A 25,163-nucleotide genomic window follows, 5' to 3' on the forward strand; every position below is an offset into this window, starting at 1 on the left:
CCCTGCTCGAAGGGGGTCAGGGGATGGCTGGACCGGCGGTGAGCCGCTCTCCGTCGACCGTCACCGCGCCGGTCTCCGGGTCGATCGCGGGTGCCGCCCCGGGGGTGCCGTCGCGGGTGAGGACACCCACCTGACGGCCGTCCGGCAGCACGATCCAGCCGCCGTCGACCTTCGCGCCGCGGACCGTGGCGGTCGCCCGGTACAGCCCGGACGGCTTCTTCGCCCGGTCGGCGGTGAAGGCGTGGTGCCCGCCGCCGATGTCGACGGTGCCGCGGATCCGCCGGTTCGCCACGAGCGTGCCGTCCAGCCGCGCGCCGTGTTTCCCGGTGAGCCGCAGGGTGCCGTCGTCCTGGACGTCGCCCTTCAGCCAGGACTCCTTGTCGTGTCCGTCGCAGAAGTACGCGATCGCCTCGCCGTCGCGCACGGTCACGGCGACGGCCGCCGTGTCGTCGTCGGTGCGGCCCGCGTAGGAGGCGTCGGGCACGGGCGTGCGCGAGGCCGAGGGGGACGGGGACTGCGACGGGGACGGGGACGGGGGCTGTGACGGGGACGGTGATGGCGGCAGGCCGGACTCCGCGGCGGCCGGGGCCGGGGCCTCCCGCTGGTTCGCCGAGGGTGCGTTCCTCGCCCCGGTCGTCGCGTTGAGCGACAGGAGGAACAGGCCGAGCAGCAGCCCCGCGAGAAGGGTGAACAGCGGTCCAGGGCGGTTCAGGCGCTTCATGGCGGCCTCCCCCGAGGCAGGTGTCCTGCCATCAGAGCGGACCCGCGCCCCGGCGTAAAGGGGCGCACGGGGGCGTTCTCACCCCAAGTAGCGGAACTGGGCGATTCGGGTGACATTGGCATGGTCCGAGCCGGGCCCTGTGACCTGGGCACGGCGGTACCTCAGAAAGGCCTCATCATGGCGGGTAACGATCTCGGCAGTCTGCTCGGCGGCCTCCTCGGCGGTGGTCAGAGCGGTTCCTCCGGCGGCAACATCCTGGGGGCGCTGATCTCGGCCCTCGGCGGCGGCGGTCAGGCCGGCGCCGGTCAGGCCGGCGCCGCCGCCGGTCAGGGCGGTTCCTCCGGCAGCCCGCTCGGCGGCCTGATGGACATGCTCACCAAGTCCGGCCTGGCCGGCCAGATGGACTCCTGGGTCGGCACCGGCCAGAACCAGCCCGTCACCGGCCCGGAGATACAGCAGGCGCTGCCCGACGAGACCCTCCAGCACGTCGCCCAGCAGACGGGCACCACGCCCGACCAGGCCGCGGACGAGCTGGCCAAGGCGCTGCCCAAGGCCGTCGACCGGCTCACCCCCGGCGGCAAGGTGCCCCAGGCCGCCTCCCTGGAGGAGCTCATCAGGCAGCAGATGCAGCACTGACCGCGGCGCGGCGCCCGCCGTCTCACCGGGCGGGCGTCGCACCCCGCTCGCGCCCGGTCTGACTAGGCTGGATGGACGAGAGAGCGATCCGTACATCAGCACATCAGCGAGGAGCAGCGCCGTGGCGGTACGAGCGGTCCGGGGGGCCGTCCAACTGGAGCGGGACGAAGCCGGCCACATGAGCGAGCAGGTCGGTGCCCTGCTGACCGCCGTGCTGGAGCGCAACGGCCTGGACGCGGACGACCTGATCAGCATCTGGTTCACGGCCACACCCGACCTGCACAGCGACTTCCCGGCGGCCGCCGCCCGCAAGCTCGGCATCGTCGACGTGCCGCTGATCTGCGCCCAGGAGCTCGACATCGCGGGCGCCATGCCCCGCGTGGTCCGCCTCCTCGCGCACGTCGAGTCCGACCGGCCCCGGACCGACATCGCGCACGTCTACCTCGGTGCCGCCGCCGCCCTGCGCAAGGACATCGCCCAGTGAGGACCGCGCTCGTCATCGGTACCGGACTCATCGGTACGTCCGCCGCCCTCGCCCTCGTCCGGCGCGGGGTCGTCGTCCACCTCGCCGACCACGACCCGGAGCAGGCCCGGACGGCCGCGGCGCTCGGGGCCGGCACGGACGAGACGCCCGAAGGGCGCGTCGACCTCGCGATCGTCGCGGCCCCGCCGGCCCACGTGGCCGCCGTGCTGGCGGACACCATGCGCCGGGGCGTGGCCCGCGGCTACCTGGACGTGGCCAGCGTCAAGGGCGGCCCGCGCCGCGAGCTTGAGGCGCTCGGCCTCGACCTGTCGACGTACATCGGCAGCCACCCGATGTCGGGCCGGGAGAAGTCAGGCCCGCTGGCCGCGACCGCCGACCTCTTCGAGGGGCGCCCCTGGGTGCTCACCCCGACCCGGGACACCGACACCGAGGTGCTGAACCTCGCCCTGGAGCTGGTCTCGCACTGCCACGCGGTGCCGGTGGTGATGGACGCCGACGCGCACGACCGCGCCGTGGCCCTCGTCTCCCACATGCCCCACCTGGTGTCCAGCATGGTCGCCGCGCGTCTGGAGAACGCCGAGGAGGCGGCCGTACGGCTGTGCGGCGGAGGCATCCGCGACGTGACCCGGATCGCCGCGTCCGACCCCCGGATGTGGATCGACATCCTCTCCGCGAACCCGGGGCCGGTCGCCGACCTCCTCGCGGACGTCTCCGCCGACCTCGACGAGACCGTCCGGTCGCTGCGCGCCCTGCAGTCCTCCGACGAGGACAAGCGCCGCGAGGGCACCACCGGCATCGAGGACGTCCTGCGCCGCGGCAACGCCGGCCAGGTCCGCGTCCCCGGCAAGCACGGGTCGGCGCCGCGGACGTACGAGACGGTGGCGGTCCTCATCGACGACCAGCCCGGCCAGCTGGCCCGCATCTTCGCCGACGCGGGACAGGCCGGGATCAACGTCGAGGACGTACGCATAGAGCACGCCACCGGGCAGCAGGCCGGTCTGGTGCAGCTGATGGTGGAGCCGAGGTCGGCACCGGTTCTGACGGCGGCGCTGCGCGAGCGGGGCTGGGCCATCCGGCAGTAAGACGGCGTCCGGGGAGCCAGTAACCTTGTGCGGGGCGCGGTCGCGCCCCGCCCCACCACCCCGGTCCAGGAAGGTCCCCCACTGTGGAAAGCGTCCCGGCAGTGATTGTCGCCATCGACGGCCCCTCCGGCACGGGCAAGTCGAGCACGTCCAAGGCCGTGGCCGCCCAGCTCGGTCTGAGCTACCTGGACACCGGCGCCCAGTACCGGGCGATCACCTGGTGGATGGTGAGCAACGGGATCGACGTCACCGACCCCGCCGCGATCGCCGACGCGGCCGGCAAGGCGGAGATCGTCTCCGGCACCGACCCGGCGAACCCGACGATCACGGTCGACGGCACCGACGTGGCCGGCCCGATCCGCACCCAGGAGGTCACCTCCAAGGTCAGCGCGGTCAGCGCGGTGCCCGAGGTGCGGGCCCGGATCACCGGACTCCAGCGCTCCCTGGCCGCCTCGGCGGCGCACGGCATCGTCGTCGAGGGCCGCGACATCGGTACGACCGTGCTGCCCGACGCCGACCTGAAGATCTTCCTCACCGCCTCCCCGGAGGCCCGCGCCGCCCGCCGCAGCGGTGAGCTCCAGAGCGCCGACGTGCAGGCCACCCGCGAGGCCCTGCTGAAGCGGGACGCGGCCGACTCCAGCCGCAAGACCTCCCCGCTCGCCAAGGCGGACGACGCGGTCGAGGTGGACACCTCCGACCTCACGCTCGAGCAGGTCATCGAGTGTGTCGTCACCCTCGTCGAGGAGAAGCGGGCCGCGAAGTGAGCGACCGTTCCATCCCCTCCGTCAGGGGCGCCGAGGTCGGCCGGCGCATCGGCGTCGGCCTGATGTACGGGCTGTGGAAGCCGCGCGTCCTGGGCGCCTGGAAGGTGCCCGCCGCCGGCCCGGTGATCTTCGCGGTCAACCACTCGCACAACATCGACGGACCGATGGTCATGGGCGTGGCGCCCCGGCCGACGCACTTCCTGATCAAGAAGGAGGCGTTCATCGGCCCGCTCGACCCGTTCCTGCTCGGCATCGGGCAGGTGAAGGTCGACCGCCAGAGCGCCGACCGCACGGCGATCACCCAGGCGCTGGACATCCTCGACCACGGCGGTGTTCTCGGTATCTTCCCCGAGGGCACCCGAGGCGAGGGCGACTTCGCCTCGCTGCGCGCCGGGCTCGCGTACTTCGCCGTACGCAGCGGGGCGCCGATCGTCCCGGTCGCGGTCCTGGGAAGCTCCGGCAGGAGCAGCCGGCTGACCAAGGCGCTGCCTCCGCTGCGCACCCGCGTCGACGTCGTCTTCGGCGACCCCTTCGAGGCGGGCGACGGCAGCGGGCGGCGCACCCGCACGGCGCTGGACGAGGCGACCGAGCGCATCCAGAAGCAGCTCGCCGCGCACCTGGACAACGCCAGGCGCCTGACCGGGCGCTGAGAGACACTTGAGTAGTGGATCACCCGGTACGGGCGGTCCACCGATCACCACGATGAACGAGGTACGGACTTCATGAACGACCAGATCCACTCCGAGGGCTCGGGCGAGGAGCACGACCACGGAGCACTTGGCGACGCGGAGTACGCGGAGTTCATGGAGCTCGCCGCGGTCGAGGGCTTCGACCCCGAGGATGTCGAGGGAGCCATCGAGGAGGCGGGGCACGGCCCGCTGCCCGTGCTCGCCGTCGTCGGCCGCCCCAACGTCGGCAAGTCGACGCTGGTGAACCGCATCATCGGCCGCCGTGAGGCCGTCGTCGAGGACAAGCCCGGCGTCACCCGTGACCGGGTCACCTACGAGGCCGAGTGGGCGGGCCGCCGCTTCAAGGTCGTCGACACCGGCGGCTGGGAGCAGGACGTCCTCGGGATCGACGCCTCCGTCGCCGCCCAGGCCGAGTACGCGATCGAGGCGGCCGACGCCGTCGTGTTCGTGGTGGACGCCAAGGTCGGCGCGACCGACACGGACGAGGCGGTCGTACGACTGCTGCGCAAGGCCGGCAAGCCCGTGGTGCTGTGCGCCAACAAGGTGGACGGGCAGAGCGGTGAGGCCGACGCCTCGTACCTGTGGTCCCTGGGGCTCGGCGAGCCGCACCCCGTCTCCGCGCTGCACGGCCGGGGCACCGGCGACATGCTGGACGCCGTCCTGGAGGCGTTGCCCGAGGCGCCCGCGCAGACCTTCGGGGGCGCCGTCGGCGGCCCGCGCCGCATCGCCCTCATCGGCCGCCCGAACGTCGGCAAGTCCTCGCTGCTGAACAAGGTGGCGGGCGAGGAGCGCGTGGTGGTGAACGAGATCGCGGGCACCACCCGTGACCCGGTCGACGAGCTCATCGAACTCGGCGGTGTCGTCTGGAAGTTCGTGGACACGGCGGGCATCCGCAAGCGCGTCCACCTCCAGCAGGGCGCCGACTACTACGCCTCGCTGCGCACGGCGGCCGCCGTGGAGAAGGCCGAGGTCGCCGTCATCCTGATCGACGCGTCGGAGAACATCTCCGTCCAGGACCAGCGGATCGTCACGATGGCCGTCGATGCGGGCCGCGCGATCGTCCTGGCCTTCAACAAGTGGGACACGCTCGACGAGGAGCGCCGCTACTACCTGGAGCGGGAGATCGAGACCGAGCTCGCGCAGGTCGCCTGGGCGCCGCGGGTCAACGTCTCCGCGCGCACCGGCCGGCACATGGAGAAGCTGGTCCCGGGGATCGAGACGGCGCTGGCGGGCTGGGAGACCCGGGTTCCCACGGGCCGTCTGAACGCCTTCCTCGGCGAGCTGGTCGCCGCCCACCCGCACCCGGTCCGGGGCGGCAAGCAGCCCCGCATCCTCTTCGGCACCCAGGCGGGCACCAAGCCGCCGCGGTTCGTGCTCTTCGCCTCCGGCTTCATCGAGGCGGGTTACCGGCGCTTCATCGAGCGCCGGCTGCGCGAGGAGTTCGGCTTCGAGGGCACGCCGATCCACATCTCCGTGCGAGTGCGCGAGAAGCGCGGCGCGAAGCGGAAGTAGCACATACGACGTGAAGGGCGGCCCCGGTTCCCCGGGGCCGCCCTTCACGCGTGTGGTCCTTCCGCGTCCGCTCAGAGGCCTCTGCGCGGGCCGGGCGGCAGGGCCGCCGGGACGTGCTGCATCTCCGTGCCGTGATGCTGCTGGCCGATCTGCCCGAGCTGGCCGAGGTGTCCGACGCGCTGCCACGAGGGCTGCTGGCCGCCACTGTGCCGCGCGATGTTCGCTCCCGCGCTGTAGGCGCTGTAGGAACTGCTGAACGTCCCCGAGCGGTGGCCGCCGAAGGAGCCCGTGCTGTGCGGGATGTTCCCGAAGGCGGTGAAGCCCAGTTCGTCCTCGCCGGTGCGGTCCCCGGGCAGCGTGCGGAAGGACTTGACGTACTCGGCGTAGAGCGCGTCGTAGATCGGCGTGGCCGAGGGACCGCCATGAGGTTCCTGAGCCGGTCGCGGCGGGGGCACCTCCCTGCCCGGACGGAGCGGAGAACCTGAGGGAGGGACCGACTGGAAGGCCTGGCGGCGGGGAACGTCGTATGCGTGCACGTATGTCCAAACGACCCCGCCGCCCAGGGGATGCGGCTGAGCTGCTGATTCAGCAGGTCAACTGTCCCTGGAGCAAGGGTGCTCAGGTCCCCGCGAGGGGCAGCGCGGACGCGACCAGCTTGCCGTTGGCGGCCGCCTTGTCGAGCGCGCCCCGCAGCAGGTCCTCCCGCGGCTGGCGCCCGATCGAACCGACCGGCGCGGCGAACATGAGCACCTGCTGGTGCTTGTTCGCCGCCGCCCGCCAGCTGTCCGTGACCTGGAGCGGCTGGTGCGCCTGCCACCAGGCGACCGGCCCGCCGCCGCCGGTGCCCGGTTGCAGCACGGCGTGCAGCTGGCCCGCGGCGAGCAGCACCGACCAGCCGTGCAGCACGGGCGGTACCTCGGAGATCTCGCTGAGCGGCATGAAGCCCTGCTCGATGAGCAGCGGCAGGAAGTCGTCGCCGATGTCGGTGGAGCCGGGCCGCACGATGGGCGCGGTCGGCTCCACGACGAGCGCGGGGTGCAACTCCCCGGCGATCAGCACGAGTCCGCTGGTCACACCGAGCACCGCCTGCTCGGGCATGGCCTGGTGCGGGTCGCCGCCGGCGGTGCCGCCGATGGAGCGGACCGCGCCCTGCAACTGCTCCTCCGTGACCTGGACGACCTGCGAGGGCAGGCAGCCGGAGTGGGCGAAGGCGAGTACGGCGGTCTCGTCCCCGATGAACAGGACGGTGCTGGTGCGCTCGTGCTCGGAGTCGCCCGGGGTGCGGCAGGACGTGCAGTCGTAACTGCCCGGGGCGTTCTCTCCGGCGAGCAGCCGGTCGGCTTCTTCGTCGCCGATCTCGGCGCGTACCTCGTCGCTGACGTCGAGCATGCGCGGCACGGTGGCTCCCTCGGGATGCGGTGCGTGGCGGGACCGGGTGGCTCCCGGCCCGTGGTCCGGGTGGGTCCCGGGCTCATGCAGAAGACAACGGGAGATCTGTGGCGGGGGTCACGCTGTCGGGCGAACGGAATCGAACCATCCACCGCACAGGGTCACGTCCGGTGCGGAATCGGACACTCAACGTCAAGAGTGGTGAAACGCAAGGGAGTTCGTTCGGTGAAGTGAGTCACAGATCGTCCCGGACACTGGTCGACAAATACGGAAATCGCGGAATTAAATGGGTGGCCTGATTTCGCCGATACCGACGGTAACGATGAACTGGCCTGGGACGAAAGGCAGTTGGTTGATACCGGCTCGGTCCGCTCTCTACATTCCTCCGCCGTGTGCACAGAGCACCGCTCGGGAAGTCCGCCGGCCGCGCCAAGCCAGGGCGCAGCACCACCGTCCGGCGGACGGGCGGAGCGCGACGACCGCGTCCGTACGCGGCGTCGCGAACCGGCCCAGGGGGAACCCGGGTTGTTCGAGAGGGATCCACATGTCCGAATGTGCCTATACCACCCGCGACATCACCCGTAAGACCCGTACGACGGCGGTCCTCGCCGGGGCGGCGCTGCTCGCCCCGCTCGGACTGCTCGCCGCGACCGGTCACGCCTCGGCGGCGGACGGCGGGGTGTGGGACCGCATCGCCCAGTGCGAGAGCGGCGGCAACTGGCACATCAACACCGGCAACGGCTACTACGGGGGACTCCAGTTCTCCGCCGGCACCTGGCGCGCCTACGGCGGCGGTGCCTACGCGCCGACCGCCGACGGGGCCTCCAGGTCGCAGCAGATCGCCGTGGCCACGAAGGTCCAGAGCGCCCAGGGCTGGGGCGCCTGGCCCACCTGTTCGGCGCGCGCCGGAGCGGCCGGGAGCGCCCCCGCGGCCCCCGCGAGCGGCTCCGCCACCACCAAGTCGGCGCCGGCCAGGCCGAAGTCGTCGACGCCCACCGCGTCGCCCGGGACGTCGAAGAAGCCGGCCCGTGCGACGCAGCACCCGACCCGCGGCGCCTCCCGGGGCGACTACACCGTCCGCGAGGGCGACACGCTCAGCGGCGTCGCCGCCCGGCACGGGACCACCTGGCAGCGGATCTACGCCGCCAACAAGGCCGTCATCGGCGGTGATCCCGACCTGATCGTGCCCGGGCAGCGTCTCGACCTCTGAGCGACCGCCCGCCCCGGCTCACGGCCCCGCCCGGTCCACCACCGACCGGGCGGGGTCCCGCCGCCGTCATGGCCCCGCCGCGCCGCGGTCCCCGCCCGGCTGCCGCCCGCCCCGTGCGACACACTGCGACCATGCTGGAGACCTCCGCACGACTGCTGCGCCTGCTCTCGCTCCTCCAGGCCCACCGCGAGTGGTCCGGGGCCGAGCTGGCCGACCGGCTCGGTGTCACCGCGCGCACGGTGCGGCGCGACGTCGACCGGCTGCGCGAACTCGGCTACCCGGTCAACGCCGGCCGCGGCACCGGCGGCGGCTACCAGTTGGGCGTGGGCGCCGAACTGCCGCCGCTGCTGCTCGACGACGACGAGGCGGTGGCCGTCGCCGTGGGGCTGCGCACGGCCGCAGGGCAGGGCATCGAGGGCATCGGTGAGACCTCCGTACGCGCCCTCGCCAAACTGGAGCAGGTCCTGCCGCACCGGCTGCGCCGCCGGGTGGCCGCCCTCAACGACTTCACGGTGCCCATGCTGCGCGGCCCGCAGCCCTCCGCCGTGGACCCGGCCGTGCTGACCGAGCTGGCCCACCTCTGCCGGGACGCCGAGCGGCTGCGCTTCGACTACCGCGGGCACGACGGCTCGGCCACCCGCCGCAGCGTCGAACCGCACCGTCTGGTGTGCACCGAGCGCCGCTGGTACCTGGTCGCCTGGGACCTCGACCGCGAGGACTGGCGTACGTTCCGCGTCGACCGTCTCACGCCCAGGCCCCCGCACGGACCGCGCTTCCCGCCCCGTGAGCCGCCGGCGCCGGACCTCGCGGCCTATGTCTCCCGGGGGGTCTCCACGGGCGCGTACGCCTCGCACGCCGTCGTCCGGCTGCTGGTGCCGCTGGGCGTGGCCGCCGAGCGGGTCTCGCCCTCCGCCGGAACGCTGGAGCCGGACGGCGACGACGCCTGTGTCCTGCGGACCGGGGCCGCGAGCCTCGACGTGATGGTCGTTCACGTCATGATGATGGGCTTCGCGTTCGAGGTGCTGGAGCCCGTCGAACTCGTCGAGGCGATCAGGACGGCCCGGGACCGGCTGGACGCGGCTCTGGCGCGGGCCGCGGGCCCGGGTCCGCGTATTCGGGGTGGTGCAGGTCGAACGCCGGGGACTCCGAACGGATCCGGGGCAGCGTCGTGAAGTTGTGCCGGGGCGGGGGACAGGAGGTCGCCCACTCCAGCGAGCGGCCGAACCCCCAGGGGTCGTCGACCTCGACCTTCTCGCTGTACCTGGCGGTCTTCCAGACGTTGTAGAGGAACGGCAGTGTGGACAGGCCGAGGAGGAAGGCGCCGATGGTCGAGACGGTGTTCAGGGCGGTGAAGCCGTCGGCGGCGAGGTAGTCGGCGTACCGGCGGGGCATTCCCTCCGCGCCCAGCCAGTGCTGCACCAGGAACGTGGTGTGGAAGCCCACGAACAGCGTCCAGAAGTGGATCTTCCCGAGCCGTTCGTCGAGCATCTTCCCGGTGAACTTGGGCCACCAGAACGAGAATCCGGCGAAGATCGCGAAGACGACGGTGCCGAAGACGACGTAGTGGAAGTGCGCGACGACGAAGTACGAGTCCGTGACGTGGAAGTCCATCGGCGGCGAGGCCAGGATCACCCCGGTCAGACCGCCGAACAGGAAGGTGACCAGGAAGCCCACCGCCCAGAGCATCGGCGTCTCGAAGGACACCGAGCCCTTGAGCATGGTCCCGGTCCAGTTGAAGAACTTCACGCCCGTCGGCACCGCGATCAGGAACGACATGAAGGAGAAGAACGGCAGCAGCACCGCGCCGGTCGCGAACATGTGGTGCGCCCACACCACCACCGACAGGCCGGTGATCGCCATCGTCGCGCCGACCAGCGTCAGATAGCCGAACACCGGCTTCCGGCTGAAGACCGGGAGGATCTCCGTGATGATCCCGAAGAACGGCAGCGCGATGATGTACACCTCGGGATGCCCGAAGAACCAGAACAGGTGCTGCCACAGCAGCGCGCCGCCGTTGGCCGCGTCGAACACCTGCGCCCCGAACCGGCGGTCCGCCTCCAGCACCAGCAGCGCCGCCGCCAGCACCGGGAACGCCATCAGGATCAGGATCGACGTGAACAGCGTGTTCCAGGTGAAGATCGGCATCCGGAACATGGTCATCCCGGGGGCGCGCATCCCGATGATGGTGGTGATGAAGTTGACCGCGCCGAGGATCGTCCCGAAGCCGGCCAGCGCCAGGCCCATGATCCACAAGTCGGGGCCGAGCCCGGGTGAGTGCTCCGCGCTGTTGAGCGGCGCGTAGGCGAACCAGCCGAACGCGGCCGGCCCCTCGGGCAGCAGCAGCGAGCCGAGCACGATCAGACCGCCGAACAGGAACAGCCAGTACGACAGCATGTTCAGCCGGGGGAAGGCGACGTCGGGGGCGCCGATCTGCAACGGCATCAGCTCGTTGGCGAAGCCCGCGAAACTCGGTGTCGCGAAGAGCAGCAGCATGATCGTGCCGTGCAGGGTGAACAGCTGGTTGTACTGGTCGTTGTCGACGATCTGGAGTCCCGGCCGGGCCAGTTCGGCCCGCATCAGCAGCGCCATGACCCCGCCGACCAGGAAGAACCCGAACGAGGTGATCAGGTACAGGTGGCCGATCTTCTTGTGGTCGGTGGTGGTCAGCCAGTCGACGATCAGCCGGCCCCGCCGGTCGGCCCGCGCGGGCCGTGCCCCCGCCTGGACGATCTCGGTCCCCATCGCTCGCTCGCCCCTTCGCTCGTCGCTCCCCGGGTCCGCCGAAGCCCGTACCGCACAGGTGTCCACGGGCCCACGCCATGATGCTCGCGCGGCCGCCGGCCCGACAGAGGGCCTAAGGGGGTTCTGTGGTGAAGCCGTGCATTACTTATGTGGCGTCAGCTGTCGCGGCCCGTGCGGAATCGCGGGAGAACTTCACTCCAGGGACGGTTCTCCCGGTACTTTTCGCTGTCCTATTCACCGACTCCGACCGACACGCGGAAATTACGTTCGAATACCCGCAGAAGGCGTACGCAACCGCTCTTTCGTGTGATGCAGTTCGACCGAAACGCATGTCGTGATCCTGTGACAGAAGTGTGACCGGAGCGATTCACGCCACCGGTCCGGCTTCCAGGAGCGCCGTCCACGGCCTAGCGTGGCGGTATGTCACCGATTCCCACTCCGCCAGCGGAGCCCCAGGACAGTCCGGACGGGTACGTCGGCCTCGCGGCCGGCCGGGCCGAGCGGCTCGCCCGCGAGCGCGGATGGACGACGGTGCGCTCGCTGCCGCCGGGATCGATCATCACCATGGAATACCGCGTGGGGCGGCTGAACTTCGAGGTCGAGGACGACCGGGTGACGCGGGCCTGGAAGGGCTGAGGCACGCGCCGTGACGAAGGCCCCGGCTCCTGGACCACAGGAGCCGGGGCCTTCGTCATACTCCGCGCGGGGCCGGGTCGTGCGTACCGGCGGCCCCGCCGTGCGTCGTGATCAGCCGCCCGTCGGGCGGGCCGCCGAGGCGGCCGTGCCGCGCGGCAGCCGGTCCGGGTGCGGCGGCGGACGGCGGCTGCCCACCGGGGCGACCGGAGTGCGCTCGGAACGGGCGGTGTGCGGTCCGGGAGCCAGGTGCAGGGGGGCTCGCGGCGGGCGGGGCGCGGCCGGCTCGCGGGCCGCCGCGACGTCGTCCTGCGCGGGCGTACGCGGCTTGATCAGCACCGGAGCGCCGATCGGGGCGGCCGGAGCGGGCACCGGCACGGTCGTCGTGGTGGCGCGACGGGCACGCAAGCGGTCGCGCAGGTCGAACAGCGCGGTCTCGGCCGCGGCGATCAGCGGCTCGAACCACGGCAGCGCCAGCAGGATCAGCAGACCCGCGGCCCAGCCCAGGACCACGTCGCTCAGCCAGTGCGTGCCGAGGTACACCGTGGTGAGGCCGACACCGAGCGAGGTGACCGCGGAGAGGGCGGACAGCCAGCGGCGCGCTCGTGGAGTGGAGGCCAGATACGCCAGAATGCCCCAGGTCACCACGGCGTTGGCGGTGTGACCGCTGGGAAATATATCGCCGCCCAGGCCCATCTCGTTCGAGCCGATGGTGGTGGCGTAGTGCGGTCCGAGGCGGCCCATGCCCAACTTGGCCGCGCCGACCGTGATGTTCAGCAGCAGCAGCGAGGTGCCCAGGGTCAGCAGCGGACGCAGCGTGTGCTGCCGCCAGGAGCGCCAGCCCAGCCAGGAGGCGACCATCACGGCCGTCGGGCCGCGCTGGCCGAGGACGACGTAGTAGTCGAGGAAGGCGTGGATCTCCGGCCATTGCTGGTAGGGGCGGAAGAACATGACCTGCCAGTCGAGCCGGACCAGCCACGAGGTGATGACCACGGCCCACACGATCGCCAGGTAGAAGGCCAGGGTCGCGGCGAACAGCACGACCCGGTGCCGACTCATTTTCGGCACATCGATGTGGGCCGGTCGTTCCGGCTCACGGTCCAGCCTGGTGAACACCCGGTCCAGACGGGTGAGGTTTCGTTCGGTACGCACCCAATCGACGTTACAGCGAGTGAGCTCTGTCCCCGGTCGATTCAGCGTGTTTGTGATGACGATGTGATGTGGGATTCCTCTCAGGGAGATGTTTATTTCCTGGGATTCCTCAATGTCGAACAAGCGCCCCCTGCAATTCCTTTGATCATTCCGGGGGGCAGTTTTATGTCACTTATGAATTCGTTCACCGAATCCTTGTGTGGAATTCTCCCGGTGCTCACCGACCGTCAGGTGCCGGTCAGGGCGGACCGGAGCCGTTCAGCCAGAACGCCCCGTACACGGCCGACAGCACCGCGACCCCGCCCACCACCAGCGCCGATCTCGACGTACGCAGCCGCGCCAGGGCCACGGCGAGCGGCAGCAGCAGCGGGAAGGCGGGCAGCAGCAGCCGCGGTTTCGAGCCGAAGTAGCTCGACGCGCACAGGGCGAGCGCGGTGACGACACCCGTGTACACCAGCAGGGGAAGCGGCTGCCGCTGCCGTACGCCGATGACGTACAGCCAGATCACCAGGCCCACCCCGACGATCAGCCCGACACCGGCCAGGGCCGCCGGGAACGACGTGAACTTGTCGGCGACGAAGCGCGCGAAGGCCCAGCCGCCGTCGAAGCCGTTGCGCCAGCCCGCCTGGACGTCGAGGTAGCCGAGCGGTCCCTTGCCGGTGCGATGGCCGACCCACAGGACGTAGCCGGCGGCGCCGAGGGGCGCGAGGAACATCGCGAGCGCGCGACGCGTGAAAGAGGGGGCGCACTCCTCTTTATATGCGCCGTGCGCGGACGCGTCGCTCCGCGTTCGCACGAACGAGGCGATCCCCGCCGTCCACACCGCGGCGACCACGGCCAGCCCGACCGGCCGGGTCAGCCCGGCCAGCGCGGCCAGCGATCCGGCGGTGAGCCAGCGGCCGGTCAGCACCGCGTACAGCGACCAGGCGGCGAGCGCGGTGAACAGCGACTCGCTGTACGCCATCGACTGCACGATCCCCACCGGCAGCACGGCCCACAGCAGTACGGCGCACACCCCGGCCCGGCGCCCGTACACGAAGTCCGCCACCGCGAAGATCCCCCAGGCCGCGGCCAGCGAGGCGAGCAGGCCGACGGCGAAGCCGGCGCCCGCGTACGACAGCGGGGTGGCCGCGTGCAGCAACCGCTCCAGCCAGGGCAGCAACGGGAAGAAGGCGAGGTTGGAGTGGACGTCCCCGTTCGGCAGGCGTACCTCGTAGCCGTAGCCCCGCTCGGCGACCCGCGTGTACCACAGCGAGTCCCACCGGGCGGTCAGCAGCGTGTACGCGCTCTTGCCGCGCGCCCCGCTCCACAGGGCCAGCACGAGCAGGCCCAGGGCGCGTACGGCCGCGTACCCGAGGAGAGCCGGAGCCGCCCGGCGCGGGGCGGCGGAGCGCGGGGGCGCCGCACGCGTCTCTGGATCGATCACGGGCTCGATTATCGACGGTCCCAGGAACCGGACGGCCCGCCCGGACGTGGGAAGAGGTGCGGGCAGTGGCGTACGCCACACGGGTTCCGCGTCGAGTGTGAGAGGTCCGCCACTCGGCGTGCGAACGAACTCGCGTACGCTGACGAGTCACTCGCGGGCGATCAGTGCGGGCCGGAGACCGCTCGCTCCGCTCCGGCCGAGACGCGGGGGAGTCCCCCACCCCGTGCGCCCGCCGCACCGCGAGGGATCATCTTGGAGGTACGTACATGTCCGGGACGACCACGGCCGCCGCTGCGCTGCGCCGTCGGGCGGCCGGGGCCGGTGCCAACCGCTGGGTCGTTCTCGTCGTCCTGTGCGTGAGCCTGCTCCTCGTCGCCGTCGACGCGACCGTGCTGCACGTGGCGGTGCCCGCCGTCACCGAGGATCTCCGGCCCAGCGGTATCGAACTGCTCTGGATCGTCGACACCTACCCCCTCGTCTGTGCCTCGCTGCTGATCCTCTTCGGCACGCTCGGCGACAAGGTGGGCCGCCGGAAGATCCTCCTCCTCGGCTACACGCTGTTCGGCCTCGCCTCGGGGCTCGCGGCGCTGGCCCAGGACGCGCAGACGCTGATCGCCGCGCGGGCGCTGCTGGGCGTCGGCGGCGCGATGATCATGCCCGCGACGCTCTCCATCCTCCGCCAGGTCTTCCCCGAACGGCGTGAGCGCGCGATGGCGATCGGGGTGTGGAGCGCGGTGGCCGCGGTCGGCGCGGCGGTCGGGCCGCTGCTCGGCGGCTTCCTGCTGGAGCACTTCTGGTGGGGTTCGGTCTTCCTGGTCAACATCCCGCTGATGCTGGTGAGTCTGCCGATCGGGCGGCTGCTGCTGCCCGAGTCCACGGGCGACCGGCACGGGCCCTGGGACGTCGTGGGCGCGCTGATGGCCGCGGCCGGACTGTTCGGTGTGGTGCTGGGCGTGAAGCGGCTCGGCGGCGGGGAGCCGGTGGCGAGTGTGTTCACCCTGCTGCCGCTCCTGGCGGGTGCCGCGCTGATCGTCCTGTTCGTACGGCGTCAACGGCGCCGTAAGCATCCCCTGGTGGACCTGCGGATGTTCGCGCGGCCCGCGTTCAGTACGTCGGTGGGCTGCATCGTGCTGGCCATGCTGGCGCTGGTCGGCCTCGAACTGATCGCCGCGCAGTACCTCCAGCTGGTGCTGGGGCTCTCTCCGTTGCAGACGGGACTGCGGCTGCTGCCGCTGACGTTCGCGGCGATGGCGGCCGGGCTGGCGGGGGCGCGGCTGCTGCGGCGGTTCGGGCCGCGACGCATGGTGTGCGCCGGGTTCTGTCTCACCGCGGTCGCGGTGCTGGCGCTGACGGCGATGGGTGAATCGGACAACACGGGGCTGCTGCTGGTCGGGTTCCTGCTGCTCGGCTTCGGCCTGGAGGCGACGCTCTTCGGGGCGTACGAGTCCATGCTGAGCGAGGCGCCGCCGGCGCAGGCGGGCGGGGCCTCGGCGATCGGCGAGACGTCCTACCAGCTGGGGGCCGGGATCGGGATCGCGCTCCTCGGCAGTGTGATGAACGCGGCGTACACGCCCGGGCTGGCGTCCGTGCCGGGAGTTCCGGCGTCCGCGTCGGCGTCGGCGGGGCACTCGCTGGGCGAGGCCTACGACGTGGCCGCGCGGTTGGGGGGCCCGGCGGGTGCCGCCCTGCGCCGGGCGGCTCGGGAGTCCTTCGTGCACGGACTGCATGTGACGCTGCTCGTGAGCGCGGGGTTGCTGTTGCTGGGGGCGGTGATGGCGTTGCGGCTGCCGCGGGTCATGCACTGCGAGGACGACACGCCCCCGGGCACGCCCCCGGACATGGACACGCATCCGGACACGGACACGGACACGCACACGGACACGCACCCGGACGCGGGCATGGACATGGCGGCGGTGGCGGTGCCGGCGCCCCGGGAGGTCGCGGAGTCCCGCGTCTCGGCCTGACCGGCGTCGCCCGCCCACCCGCCACGCGTCACCGCGTGGGTGCGAGGTGCGGGGTGGACGTGGGGGAGACTGCGTCGTAACGTCTGCGGCGGTCGAGTCGTGACTAGCGGTGCTAGTTTCAGTTGTCGGAGGGTGTCCCATGTCCGCGTCCTCGAAGTTGCCCCCGTTCGACCCCGCCGACCCGCTCGGCATCGACGACCTGCTCGACCCCGAGGACCTGGCCATCCGGGCCACCGTGCGCGACTGGGCCGCGGACCGCGTCCTGCCCCACGTCGCCGAGTGGTACGAGCGGGGCGAGCTGCCCGGCATCCGGGAGCTCGCCCGGGAGCTCGGCGGCATCGGCGCGCTGGGGATGTCCCTCACCGGGTACGGCTGCGCGGGCGCCACCGCCGTGCAGTACGGGCTCGCCTGTCTGGAGCTGGAGGCCGCCGACTCCGGCATCCGGTCCCTCGTCTCCGTACAGGGCTCACTGGCCATGTACGCGATCCACCGCTTCGGCAGCGAGGACCAGAAGCAGCGCTGGCTGCCCGCCATGGCCGCCGGCGACGTCATCGGCTGCTTCGGGCTCACCGAACCCGACCACGGCTCCGACCCGGCCGGCATGCGCACGTACGCCAAGCGCGACGGCACCGACTGGGTGCTCGACGGCCGGAAGATGTGGATCACCAACGGATCGGTCGCCGGGGTCGCCGTCGTGTGGGCGCAGACCGACGAGGGGATCCGCGGGTTCGTCGTGCCCACCGACAGCGCCGGGTTCTCCGCCCCGGAGATCAAGCACAAGTGGTCCCTGCGTGCCTCCGTCACCAGTGAACTCGTGCTCGACGACGTACGCCTCCCGGCCGACGCCGTGCTGCCCGAGGTCGTCGGGCTGCGCGGACCCCTCAGCTGTCTCTCCCATGCCCGCTACGGCATCGTCTGGGGCGCGATGGGGGCGGCGCGCGCCTCGTTCGAGTCCGCCGTCGAGTACGCGCGGACCCGGGAGCAGTTCGGGCGGCCCATCGGGGGGTTCCAGCTCACCCAGGCCAAGCTCGCCGACATGGCCGTCGAACTGCACAAGGGGATTCTGCTCGCCCACCATCTCGGGCGGCGCATGGACGCCGGCCGGCTCCGTCCCGAGCAGGTCAGTTTCGGCAAGCTGAACAACGTACGGGAGGCCATCGAGATCTGCCGTACGGCGCGGACGATCCTCGGCGCCAACGGGATCTCCCTGGAGTACCCCGTGATGCGGCACGCGACCAATCTCGAGTCGGTGCTGACGTACGAGGGAACCGTCGAGATGCACCAGCTCGTACTGGGCAAGGCGCTCACCGGGCTCGACGCCTTCCGGTAGACCCCGCCGGGGCAGGGCCGGTGAGCGGCCCTGCCTCAGCTCTGGTTGAAGAAGCCGTCCGAACGGCGCGCGGCCGGTTCGCCGCTCACGATCTCCGTGTCGGCGGGGGTCAGCAGGAACACCCGGGTGGACACGCGCTCGATCGAGCCGCGCAGCCCGAAGATCAGACCGGCCGCGAAGTCGACGACGCGCTTGGCGTCGCCGGCCTCCATGGCCGTGAGGTTCATGATGACCGGGACGCCCTCCCGGAACATCTCGCCGATGGCGCGGGCGTCCCGGAAGCTGTCCGGGGTGACCGTGCCGATCCGGCGGCCCTTCTCCTCGGCCGTGTCCGTGGCCACCTTGACCCGCGGGTCGGTGACCCAGGCGTCCCCGGAGTCGGTCCCCTCGGAGTAGTCGTCGTCGTAGTAGCGCTCGTCATCGTTGTCGTCGACGAGGCCAAGCCAGGCACTCGCTTTGCGCACCGATCCCATGGACGCCTCCTCTCACAGCGGTCTTGCTTGCTTCCGCATCTCTATGGTCGTCCATGATGCGGATGTCGCGCCAAGTGGATAGACGCCGCACGGGGGGTTTGTGACGGTACTGGTGCACAGCCGATCCGTCGAGAGCCCGGGTGCCCCAAGGGTCGTGCTGTATGCGGCTGCTGACTGTGAGTGAAATATGATTCTTCACGGCGTACGGGTGACGGTCGGTGCGTACGGGTGAACGGAGTGGCCGATACGATGCGGCAGCTCAACGCCGTACGCACCCACGGGGGGTTGTCGTGTTCGGAATCGTCAGGCCATGCAGTCACCGACTCGGTGAGGGACTCAGGGCCCAGTGGATGGCTCATCTGTGCGGGCTCTGTCTCGCGCTGCGCTCGGATCACGGTCAGTTCGCGCGGATCGTGACGAACTATGACGGGCTGCTCATCTCGGTTCTGACGGAGGCTCAGGCCGGGCCCTCCGAGGGGTCCGAGCGGGCCGGGAGCGCCATCGGGCGCCGTACGGCGGGCCCCTGTCCGCTGCGCGGGATGCGCACCGCCTCCGTCGCCGACGGCGAGGGGGCCCGGCTCGCGGCCGCCGTCTCGCTGGTGCTCGCCGCGGCCAAGGTGCGCGACCACGTCGCCGACGGGGACGGGCTGCTGGCCCGGCGGCCGGTGGCGCTCGCCGCCCGCCGGGTCGCCGCCGGCTGGGGACGGGCGGGTGCCCGCGGCGGGTCCGCCGTCGGGTTCGACACCGCCGTGCTCCTCGACGCGGTGGACCGGCAGCTCGGTCTGGAGACCCTCGCGGGACCGGGGACGCCGATCCTGACGGTCACCGAACCCACCGAGACGGCCACCGCGGCGGCCTTCGCGCACACCGCGGTGCTGGCCGGACGGCCGGACAACGCCGGGCCGCTCGCCGAGGCCGGACGGCTGTTCGGGCGGCTCGCGCATCTGCTGGACGCCGTGGAGGACCGCGAAAGCGACGCCGCGTCGGGGGCCTGGAACCCGCTCACCGCGACCGGCACCCCGCTCACCGAGGCGCGGCGGCTCGCGGACGACGCGCTGCACGGCATCCGGCTCGCCCTGCGCGAGGTGGAGTTCACCGACGGCAGGCTGACCCATCTGCTGCTCGCGCACGAGTTGCGCCGCTCGGTGGACCGCGCGTTCGGGACGGAGTCCTGCGGGCACGCGCCCGAGGGGGCGTTCGGGCCGGCCCGGCAGGACGGCCCCCACGACCCGCGGGGGTCGCACGGTCCGCAGGGGCCGCACCACCCGCAGGGGCCGTACGCGCCGCAGGGGCCCTACGCACCGCAAGGACCGTACGCGCCGCAGGGGCCGGGGAATCCCTTCGGCGGCGATCCCTTCGGCGGTGAGCCGCCGCGGCCCGGGAAGCGGGGTTTCTGGGCCGGGTGCGCGGTCGCGATCGGGCTGTGCTGCACCTGCAAGGTGTGCTGCGCCGACAGCTACGAGGGGCCGTGGTCGCGGAAGAAGCGCGAAGGCTGCTGCAGTGACTGCGGAAACTGCGACTGCTCCTGCTGCGACGCCTGTGACTGCTGCGATTGCTGCTCGTGCTGCGACTGCTGACGGTGACGCCGCGACGCCTTGGGGCCGGGGGTGCGGGATGTCTAGTCCTTCAGTTCCGGGGGTGAGATCTCGGACTTGGTGATGGCCGAACCGGTCGTGCCCCACTTCTCCAGGATCCTGCCGTAGGTGCCGTCCGCGATGAGCCTGTCGACCGCGGCCTGGAAGGCCGGGGCCAGCTTCGTGCCCTTCTTGAAGGCGAAGCCGACGTCCAGTCGGTGGTACTCGTCGAGGAACTTCAGGCCCGGCTGGTGGGCGACGGCGTAGCGGAGGCCGTTGATGGTGGACATCACGACGTCGCTGCGGCCCTGCTGGACGGAGGACCAGATCGCGCTGGGATCGCTGTAGGTCTGCACGTGGTACGCCTTCTTGCCGGCGTCGGCGCAGACATGCGCGTTCTTCTCCAGCGTGGTCTCGAAGGTGGTGCCGGCGCCGGTGGCGATGTCCAGGCCACACAGCTGCCTGAGATCGGTCACCTCGGCGAGCCCGCTGTCCGCCCGAGTGGCGAAGCCCTGGCCGTCGTTGATGTAGGTGACGAAGTCGATCGACGCGCGCCGCTCGTCGGTGACCCCGAAGTTGCTCACACCGAAGTCGTACTTGCCGCTGTCGAGGGCGGGCAGGATCGCCTCGAAACCGGCCTGTTCCGTCGTGAGGTCGAGGCCGAGGACCTTGGCCACGGCGTGGATGAAGTCGATGTCCTGGCCGGCCAGGGTCCTGCCGTCGTCCAGGTACGTGGTGCCGGGCGGGGTGCCGCCCACGGCGACGGCGACGGTCAGGCCGGTCACGCCGGACGGCAGCAGCGCGGCGGCCGTGGCGTCCTTGCGGACGCCGGAGACGACGTCCGTGGTGGGGACCTCGCCGGAGTCCGCCGCGGCCCGCGCGGCCGTGCCGGAGGAGCCGTCGGGGCCGGCCCCCGAGCCGCAGGCGGTCAGGAGCAGGGCCGCGGAGGCGACGGCGGCGAAAGGAGCGAAGAGGGCTCTACGGGTACGCGTGGACGCACGGCGCATGGTGTGCGGTCTCCTGAAGGCAGGCCGAAGCGGACGGCGGCGGCGAAAGAGGCGCGGGGCGAGGGGAGGGCGCGCGTGTGAAGGCGAGGCGGGAGAACGCGGAGAGGCGCCCGACGGTAATCAGGACGCGCAGTGGGTCAGCTCAACAGGAACAGGACCACACACGACCGAAGTCGATGTGGGAGCGGGTGACCAGCCACTGCTGCGGATGCATGGGCCAAGTGGAACAGGTCCCCGGTTTCGCGTCAACTGCCCTGAGACGCAGGGCTCACAGTGTGGACAACCTTGACAGTGAAGGGAATCGCTCCCGTACTCTCGAGGAACGGTCCTGCTGAGGGGCTCGGCCGTAGCGCGCCGCAGGGCGCTCCTGTGTGAAGGCATCCACCCGTGTTCGCCCTACGTCACGGAGCCTTCCCCATGTCTTCCGACACCCTCGCCAAAGCCTCCTCCGCACCCGGCACACCGGAGCACGCGGACACCCCGCGGATCCTCCCGCAGCGCCGTCTCGGACAGTGGACGGCCGCCGTCGTCGTCCTCGGACTGCTCGGGGCGGCCGTCAACTCCGTTCTGCGCAACGAGGCGTTCCAGTGGGACGTGGTGGCCGACCACTTCACCTCGGCCGCCGTACTGCGCGGGCTGTGGCTCACGCTGTGGCTGACCGCGGTCGTGATGACGCTCGGGTTCGCGCTGGGCACCCTGCTCGCCGCGGCCCGGCTGTCCGCCAACCCCGTTCTGAGAGCGGTCAGTTGGGGGTATGTCTGGCTGTTCCGGTCGATCCCGATCCTGGTGCAGCTGCTGCTGTGGTTCAACATCGGGGCGCTGTACCCGCGGATCCTCGGCGTGCGCACCGTCGACCTGCTCGGCCCGGTGACCGTCGCCGTCATCGGCCTCACCCTGCACGAGGCCGCCTACGCCGCCGAGGTCGTCCGCGGCGGCATCCTCTCCGTCGACCGGGGCCAGATCGAGGCGGCGCAGGCGCTCGGGCTGAGCCGGTGGCGCCGCTGGTGGCGGATCGTGCTCCCGCAGGCGATGCGCTCCATCGTGCCGCCGGCCGGGAACATGCTGATCGGCACCCTCAAGGGCACCTCCATCGTCAGCGTCATCGCCGTACAGGACCTGCTCTTCTCGGTGCAGCTCGTCTACCACCGCACCTACCAGGTCATCCCGCTGCTGATGGTGGCCACGATCTGGTACACCGTGGTCACCTCGGTGCTCGGCGTCGGCCAGTACTACGTCGAGCGGCACTACGCGCGCGGTGCGGAGCGCGTCCGATGACCGGGTCCGGGGTGTCGCCGTCCAGGCCCTCGCTGGTGATCGTCGGGGCCGGGCCGCGGGGGACCGGTCTCATCGAACGGATCGCCGCCAACGCGGCCGAGCTGTACGCCGGTTCGGGTCTCGACATCCATCTCGTCGACCCGCACCGGCCCGGCGCCGGACGCATCTGGCGGCAGGCGCAGTCGCCGCTGCTGTGGATGAACTCGCACGCCGAGGACGTCACCATGTACACCGACGACACGGTGACCATGGCCGGGCCCGTGCGCGAGGGACCCACGCTGCACGAGTGGGCCGGCATCGACGGCCGTACCTTCGCGGACCGGCGGCTCCAGGGCGCGTACCTGAGCTGGTTCCACGACCGGGCCGTGGCCGCGCTGCCCCCGGAGATCACCGTCCGCCACCACAGGCGGCGGGCCCTGCGGGTCGGCGGCCCGCGCGAAGGACGCCAACGGGTGTGGCTGGAGGGGCTCACCCGGCCGCTCACCGCCGACCTCGTCGTCCTCGCCCTGGGCCACCTCGACGCCGAACTCGACGACGAACAGCGCGCGTTGGCGTCGTACGCCGAGAAGCACGGACTCGTGCACCTGCCGCCGGACTTCACGGCCGACAGCGACCTGTCGGTGCTCCGCCCCGGCGAGCCCGTCCTCGTACGCGGCTTCGGGCTGGCCTTCGTCGACCTGATGGTGCTGCTCACCGAGGGGCGCGGCGGACGGTACGAGGGGGACACGTATGTGCCGTCGGGCCGCGAGCCGGTGCTCCACGTCGGATCGCGGCGCGGAGTGCCGTACCACTCGAAGATCGGCTACGACCTCGGCGGTGCGCGGCCGCCGCTGCCCCGGTTCCTGGGGCCCGCCGAGATCGACGAACTGCTCGCCCGGCCGGACCGCTTCGACTTCCGGCGCGACGTCTGGCCGCTGGTCGGCAAGGAGCTGGGCTTCGCGCACTACCACCGGCTGTTCACGGCCCACCCCGAGCGGACGGCCGTCGCCTGGAGCGACTTCGAGGAGGAGTACGCGACCGCCGACGCCGTGGCCCGCGAGGCGCTCGTGGCGTCCGCCGTGCCCGACCCGCGCGACCGGCTCGACCTCGACGCGCTCGACCGTCCGCTGGCCGGCACCCGGTACGCGACGCACGAGGAACTCCAGGAAGGGCTGCGCGACTACATCGAGGCGGACCTGGGACGGCGTCACGACCCGGCCCACAGCGCCGACCTGTCCGTCTTCCTCGGGCTGCTGTCCGTCTACGGGCAGCTGGTGCGACTCGGTGACATCGGCCCCTGGTGGCACGGCTTCTTCAGCTACCTCGCCTCCGGGCCGCCCGGACCCCGGCTGCGGCAGATGCGATCCCTGTCCCGGGCCGGGATCCTGAGGTTCGTCGGCGCGGACATGACGGTCCGGGCCGAGGACGGGCTGTTCCGGGCGTCCGGCGCCACCGTGCCCGGCCACTCGGTCGAGGCCCGCGCGCTGGTCGAGGCGCGGCTGCCCGAGCCCACGCTCGGGCGCGCCCGCGATCCGCTGCTCCGCGCGCTGCACGCCGACGGGGCCGCCGGGACGCCCGACGGGCTGCTGCGCGTCGACCCCGTGGACGCGAGGGTGCTGGACCTGGCCGGCCGGCCGCACCCCCGGCGTTTCGCGCTCGGCCCCTTCACCGACGGCCGGACCCCCGGCGCGTTCACCCGGCCGCGCACCGGCGGCCCCGCGTTCCGGCAGAACGACGCCGTCGCACGGGCCGCGCTGGCCTTCCTGCGGGACCCGGCCCGCCGTGCCGCCGCGTAGCCCGGCCCGGTCCACCGCACTCCATCCGACATCCGAGGGGTTCACCCGATGACCGTCATGGTCGACATCAGGTCCGTACACAAGAGCTTCGGCCCGCTGGAGGTGCTCAAGGGCATCGACCTCGTCGTGCGCACCGGAGAGGTCACCGTGATCCTCGGGCCCTCCGGCTCCGGCAAGTCGACGCTGCTGCGCACCATCAACCACCTGGAGAAGGTGGACCGGGGCACGGTCAGCGTGGACGGCGCCCTCATCGGATACCGGCGCTCCGGCGACACACTGCGCGCGCTGCCCGAGCGCGAGGTGCTGCGCCGGCGCACCCGGATCGGCTTCGTCTTCCAGAACTTCAACCTGTTCCCGCACCTCACCGTGGTGGACAACGTCATCGAGGCGCCGGTCTCCGCGCTGAAGCGGCCGCGCGCGGCGGCGGTGGAGACCGCGCACCGGCTGCTGGACCGGGTGGGGCTGGCCGACAAGGCCGACGCCTACCCCCGGCAGCTCTCCGGCGGACAGCAGCAGCGGGTCGCCATCGCGCGGGCGCTCGCGCTGGAGCCGAAGCTGCTGCTGTTCGACGAACCGACCTCCGCGCTCGACCCCGAACTGGTCGGTGAGGTCCTCGGCGTCATCCGGGACCTGGCCCACCGGGGCACCACGATGATCGTCGTCACCCATGAGATCGGCTTCGCGCGCGAGGTCGCCGACACGGTCGTGTTCATGGACGACGGACGCGTCGTCGAGCAGGGCGCCCCCGGCGACGTACTGGACCGTCCCCGCCACGAGCGGACCCGGGCGTTTCTCTCCAAGGTGCTGTGAACACGGTGACCCCCCACGGAAAAGGACTGCCCGCATGAACGCGTCACGCGGCCGGGGCCTGCCGCATCTGGCCGCCGGGCTCGGCCGGACGACAGCGCACGACGCCGGGACCCAGGTCGAGTTGGCGCGGCTCGCCGAGCGCGGCGGCCTCGACTTCGTGACGCTGGACGGGATCGGCGGCCACCTCGGGCCCGACGCGCTCGCCGTGCTGTCCCGCGTGGCCGCCGCCACCCGCCGCATCGGCCTGGTCCTCACCGTCACCACCGCGCACACCGAGCCCTTCGAGGTCCGGGCGGCCGTCGCCACCCTCGACCGGGCGGGCCGTGGCCGGGCCGGCTGGCGGACCGAGGCCGCGACGGCGGCGGCCCGGGACCGCGACGTGGCCCGCGAACCCGCCGCGCCCGACGAGGAGTGGTGGCGGGAGCACGGTGACCTCGCCGACGCCGCCACATGTCGAGAAGCCGATGTCGCGCAGTTCGTACATGAGTTGGTAGGTGAGGGTGCCGGACTTGGAG

Annotated in this window: 22 protein-coding genes and 2 pseudogenes; 16 read left to right on the forward strand and 8 right to left on the reverse strand. The window is 71.9% G+C overall.

All coding sequences use genetic code 11. From position 1 onward, the window contains the following. Positions 1–16: 16 nt before the first annotated feature. On the reverse strand, positions 17–712 hold the full coding sequence (locus ACWCQK_RS34170; protein ID WP_451161824.1) for a hypothetical protein: 696 nt from the start codon (positions 710–712) through the stop codon (positions 17–19). Between the two features lie 186 nt (positions 713–898). Here ACWCQK_RS34170 and ACWCQK_RS34175 point away from each other — a divergent pair, with 186 nt between their 5' ends. The 6 genes from ACWCQK_RS34175 (at position 899) to der (ending at position 5,888) form a co-directional block, all read left to right on the forward strand. Further along, positions 899–1,357 (forward strand): YidB family protein, encoded by a 459-nt coding sequence (locus tag ACWCQK_RS34175; protein ID WP_451161776.1) that lies wholly within the window; start codon positions 899–901, stop codon positions 1,355–1,357. 121 nt (positions 1,358–1,478) lie between these two features. After that, a complete protein-coding gene (gene aroH, locus ACWCQK_RS34180) occupies positions 1,479–1,841 on the forward strand; it encodes a chorismate mutase (protein ID WP_451161778.1) in 363 nt (120 codons plus the stop codon). Beyond that, complete coding sequence (locus ACWCQK_RS34185; protein WP_451161780.1) at positions 1,838–2,923, forward strand: prephenate dehydrogenase; 1,086 nt, start codon at positions 1,838–1,840, stop codon at positions 2,921–2,923. The genes aroH and ACWCQK_RS34185 overlap by 4 nt, the downstream gene beginning before the upstream one ends. A 101-nt stretch (positions 2,924–3,024) precedes the next feature. Further along, positions 3,025–3,687, forward strand: a complete 663-nt coding sequence (gene cmk / locus ACWCQK_RS34190; RefSeq protein ID WP_451161782.1) for a (d)CMP kinase — start codon at positions 3,025–3,027, stop codon at positions 3,685–3,687. A gap of 62 nt (positions 3,688–3,749) precedes the next feature. Then, positions 3,750–4,337, forward strand: coding sequence for a lysophospholipid acyltransferase family protein (locus tag ACWCQK_RS34195; RefSeq protein WP_451161826.1), 588 nt, complete (start codon positions 3,750–3,752; stop codon positions 4,335–4,337). A gap of 72 nt (positions 4,338–4,409) precedes the next feature. Next, positions 4,410–5,888 (forward strand): ribosome biogenesis GTPase Der, encoded by a 1,479-nt coding sequence (der, locus tag ACWCQK_RS34200; protein WP_451161784.1) that lies wholly within the window; start codon positions 4,410–4,412, stop codon positions 5,886–5,888. Between the two features lie 71 nt (positions 5,889–5,959). Here der and ACWCQK_RS34205 read toward each other — a convergent pair whose 3' ends face one another. Beyond that, entirely contained in the window at positions 5,960–6,424 is a 465-nt protein-coding gene (locus tag ACWCQK_RS34205) for a hypothetical protein (protein WP_451161786.1), read from the reverse strand. Positions 6,425–6,506: 82 nt separating this feature from the next. Further along, the gene (locus ACWCQK_RS34210) at positions 6,507–7,286 is read right to left on the reverse strand and encodes a hypothetical protein (RefSeq protein ID WP_451161788.1); all 780 of its coding nucleotides are present in this window, start codon (positions 7,284–7,286) and stop codon (positions 6,507–6,509) included. A 535-nt stretch (positions 7,287–7,821) separates the two neighbouring features. Here ACWCQK_RS34210 and ACWCQK_RS34215 point away from each other — a divergent pair. Then, positions 7,822–8,487 carry a LysM peptidoglycan-binding domain-containing protein gene (locus tag ACWCQK_RS34215; protein WP_451161790.1) on the forward strand — a complete coding sequence of 222 codons (666 nt, stop codon included), beginning with the start codon at positions 7,822–7,824 and terminating at the stop codon, positions 8,485–8,487. Positions 8,488–8,618: 131 nt separating this feature from the next. After that, complete coding sequence (locus tag ACWCQK_RS34220; protein ID WP_451161792.1) at positions 8,619–9,659, forward strand: helix-turn-helix transcriptional regulator; 1,041 nt, start codon at positions 8,619–8,621, stop codon at positions 9,657–9,659. Here ACWCQK_RS34220 and ctaD read toward each other — a convergent pair. After that, positions 9,658–11,229 (reverse strand): annotated as a pseudogene (ctaD, locus tag ACWCQK_RS34225) (aa3-type cytochrome oxidase subunit I); the annotation flags it as partial. The gene ACWCQK_RS34220 and the pseudogene ctaD sit on opposite strands and share 2 nt — an antisense overlap. Before the next feature lie 420 nt (positions 11,230–11,649). Between ctaD and ACWCQK_RS34230 the strand changes: the two are divergent. Then, complete coding sequence (locus tag ACWCQK_RS34230; RefSeq protein WP_451161794.1) at positions 11,650–11,865, forward strand: I78 family peptidase inhibitor; 216 nt, start codon at positions 11,650–11,652, stop codon at positions 11,863–11,865. Between the two features lie 111 nt (positions 11,866–11,976). Here the strand turns inward: ACWCQK_RS34230 and ACWCQK_RS34235 are convergent, their stop codons facing one another. Together ACWCQK_RS34235 and ACWCQK_RS34240 are read right to left on the reverse strand one after the other, a co-directional pair. Beyond that, positions 11,977–13,014, reverse strand: a complete 1,038-nt coding sequence (locus ACWCQK_RS34235; RefSeq protein WP_451161796.1) for a phosphatase PAP2 family protein — start codon at positions 13,012–13,014, stop codon at positions 11,977–11,979. 238 nt (positions 13,015–13,252) lie between these two features. Continuing rightward, positions 13,253–14,440, reverse strand: coding sequence for a mannosyltransferase family protein (locus ACWCQK_RS34240; protein WP_451161798.1), 1,188 nt, complete (start codon positions 14,438–14,440; stop codon positions 13,253–13,255). 266 nt (positions 14,441–14,706) lie between these two features. Here ACWCQK_RS34240 and ACWCQK_RS34245 point away from each other — a divergent pair, with 266 nt between their 5' ends. Together ACWCQK_RS34245 and ACWCQK_RS34250 are read left to right on the forward strand one after the other, a co-directional pair. Continuing rightward, positions 14,707–16,404 carry an MFS transporter gene (locus ACWCQK_RS34245; RefSeq protein WP_451161800.1) on the forward strand — a complete coding sequence of 566 codons (1,698 nt, stop codon included), beginning with the start codon at positions 14,707–14,709 and terminating at the stop codon, positions 16,402–16,404. A gap of 139 nt (positions 16,405–16,543) precedes the next feature. Further along, positions 16,544–17,734 carry an acyl-CoA dehydrogenase family protein gene (locus tag ACWCQK_RS34250; protein WP_451161802.1) on the forward strand — a complete coding sequence of 397 codons (1,191 nt, stop codon included), beginning with the start codon at positions 16,544–16,546 and terminating at the stop codon, positions 17,732–17,734. A 35-nt stretch (positions 17,735–17,769) separates the two neighbouring features. On the opposite strand, the gene ACWCQK_RS34255 is transcribed toward ACWCQK_RS34250, so the two are convergent. Further along, complete coding sequence (locus ACWCQK_RS34255) at positions 17,770–18,207, reverse strand: cell division protein SepF (RefSeq protein WP_451161804.1); 438 nt, start codon at positions 18,205–18,207, stop codon at positions 17,770–17,772. A gap of 290 nt (positions 18,208–18,497) precedes the next feature. On the opposite strand from ACWCQK_RS34255, the gene ACWCQK_RS34260 reads away from it, so the two are divergent. Continuing rightward, complete coding sequence (locus ACWCQK_RS34260; protein ID WP_451161806.1) at positions 18,498–19,784, forward strand: DUF5685 family protein; 1,287 nt, start codon at positions 18,498–18,500, stop codon at positions 19,782–19,784. Between the two features lie 41 nt (positions 19,785–19,825). Here the strand turns inward: ACWCQK_RS34260 and ACWCQK_RS34265 are convergent, their stop codons facing one another. Further along, entirely contained in the window at positions 19,826–20,788 is a 963-nt protein-coding gene (locus ACWCQK_RS34265; protein WP_451161808.1) for an ABC transporter substrate-binding protein, read from the reverse strand. 417 nt (positions 20,789–21,205) lie between these two features. Here ACWCQK_RS34265 and ACWCQK_RS34270 point away from each other — a divergent pair, with 417 nt between their 5' ends. The 4 genes and pseudogenes from ACWCQK_RS34270 to ACWCQK_RS34285 form a co-directional block, all read left to right on the forward strand. Beyond that, a complete protein-coding gene (locus ACWCQK_RS34270; RefSeq protein WP_451161810.1) occupies positions 21,206–22,063 on the forward strand; it encodes an amino acid ABC transporter permease in 858 nt (285 codons plus the stop codon). Continuing rightward, entirely contained in the window at positions 22,060–23,838 is a 1,779-nt protein-coding gene (locus tag ACWCQK_RS34275) for an FAD/NAD(P)-binding protein (protein ID WP_451161812.1), read from the forward strand. The genes ACWCQK_RS34270 and ACWCQK_RS34275 overlap by 4 nt, the downstream gene beginning before the upstream one ends. Positions 23,839–23,886: 48 nt before the next feature. Then, positions 23,887–24,648 carry an amino acid ABC transporter ATP-binding protein gene (locus tag ACWCQK_RS34280; RefSeq protein ID WP_451161814.1) on the forward strand — a complete coding sequence of 254 codons (762 nt, stop codon included), beginning with the start codon at positions 23,887–23,889 and terminating at the stop codon, positions 24,646–24,648. 34 nt (positions 24,649–24,682) lie between these two features. Next, positions 24,683–24,928, forward strand: a pseudogene (locus ACWCQK_RS34285) (LLM class flavin-dependent oxidoreductase); the annotation flags it as partial. Positions 24,929–25,163 lie beyond the last annotated feature (235 nt).

It is taken from the genome of Streptomyces sp. NPDC002306 (genome assembly GCF_053593435.1).

Excerpts from the sequence above, each read along its gene's own strand:
- ACWCQK_RS34175 (WP_451161776.1), top strand. The coding sequence starts at position 899 with ATGGCGGGTAACGATCTCGGCAGTCTGCTCGGCGGCCTCCTCGGCGGT.
- ACWCQK_RS34195 (WP_451161826.1), top strand. The coding sequence starts at position 3,750 with ATGTACGGGCTGTGGAAGCCGCGCGTCCTGGGCGCCTGGAAGGTGCCC.
- der (WP_451161784.1), top strand. The coding sequence starts at position 4,410 with ATGAACGACCAGATCCACTCCGAGGGCTCGGGCGAGGAGCACGACCAC.
- ACWCQK_RS34215 (WP_451161790.1), top strand. The coding sequence starts at position 7,822 with ATGTCCGAATGTGCCTATACCACCCGCGACATCACCCGTAAGACCCGT.
- ACWCQK_RS34220 (WP_451161792.1), top strand. The coding sequence starts at position 8,619 with ATGCTGGAGACCTCCGCACGACTGCTGCGCCTGCTCTCGCTCCTCCAG.
- ACWCQK_RS34230 (WP_451161794.1), top strand. The coding sequence starts at position 11,650 with ATGTCACCGATTCCCACTCCGCCAGCGGAGCCCCAGGACAGTCCGGAC.
- ACWCQK_RS34245 (WP_451161800.1), top strand. The coding sequence starts at position 14,707 with ATGTCCGGGACGACCACGGCCGCCGCTGCGCTGCGCCGTCGGGCGGCC.
- ACWCQK_RS34250 (WP_451161802.1), top strand. The coding sequence starts at position 16,544 with ATGTCCGCGTCCTCGAAGTTGCCCCCGTTCGACCCCGCCGACCCGCTC.
- ACWCQK_RS34255 (WP_451161804.1), bottom strand. The coding sequence starts at position 18,207 with ATGGGATCGGTGCGCAAAGCGAGTGCCTGGCTTGGCCTCGTCGACGAC.
- ACWCQK_RS34265 (WP_451161808.1), bottom strand. The coding sequence starts at position 20,788 with ATGCGCCGTGCGTCCACGCGTACCCGTAGAGCCCTCTTCGCTCCTTTC.
- ACWCQK_RS34270 (WP_451161810.1), top strand. The coding sequence starts at position 21,206 with ATGTCTTCCGACACCCTCGCCAAAGCCTCCTCCGCACCCGGCACACCG.
- ACWCQK_RS34275 (WP_451161812.1), top strand. The coding sequence starts at position 22,060 with ATGACCGGGTCCGGGGTGTCGCCGTCCAGGCCCTCGCTGGTGATCGTC.
- ACWCQK_RS34280 (WP_451161814.1), top strand. The coding sequence starts at position 23,887 with ATGACCGTCATGGTCGACATCAGGTCCGTACACAAGAGCTTCGGCCCG.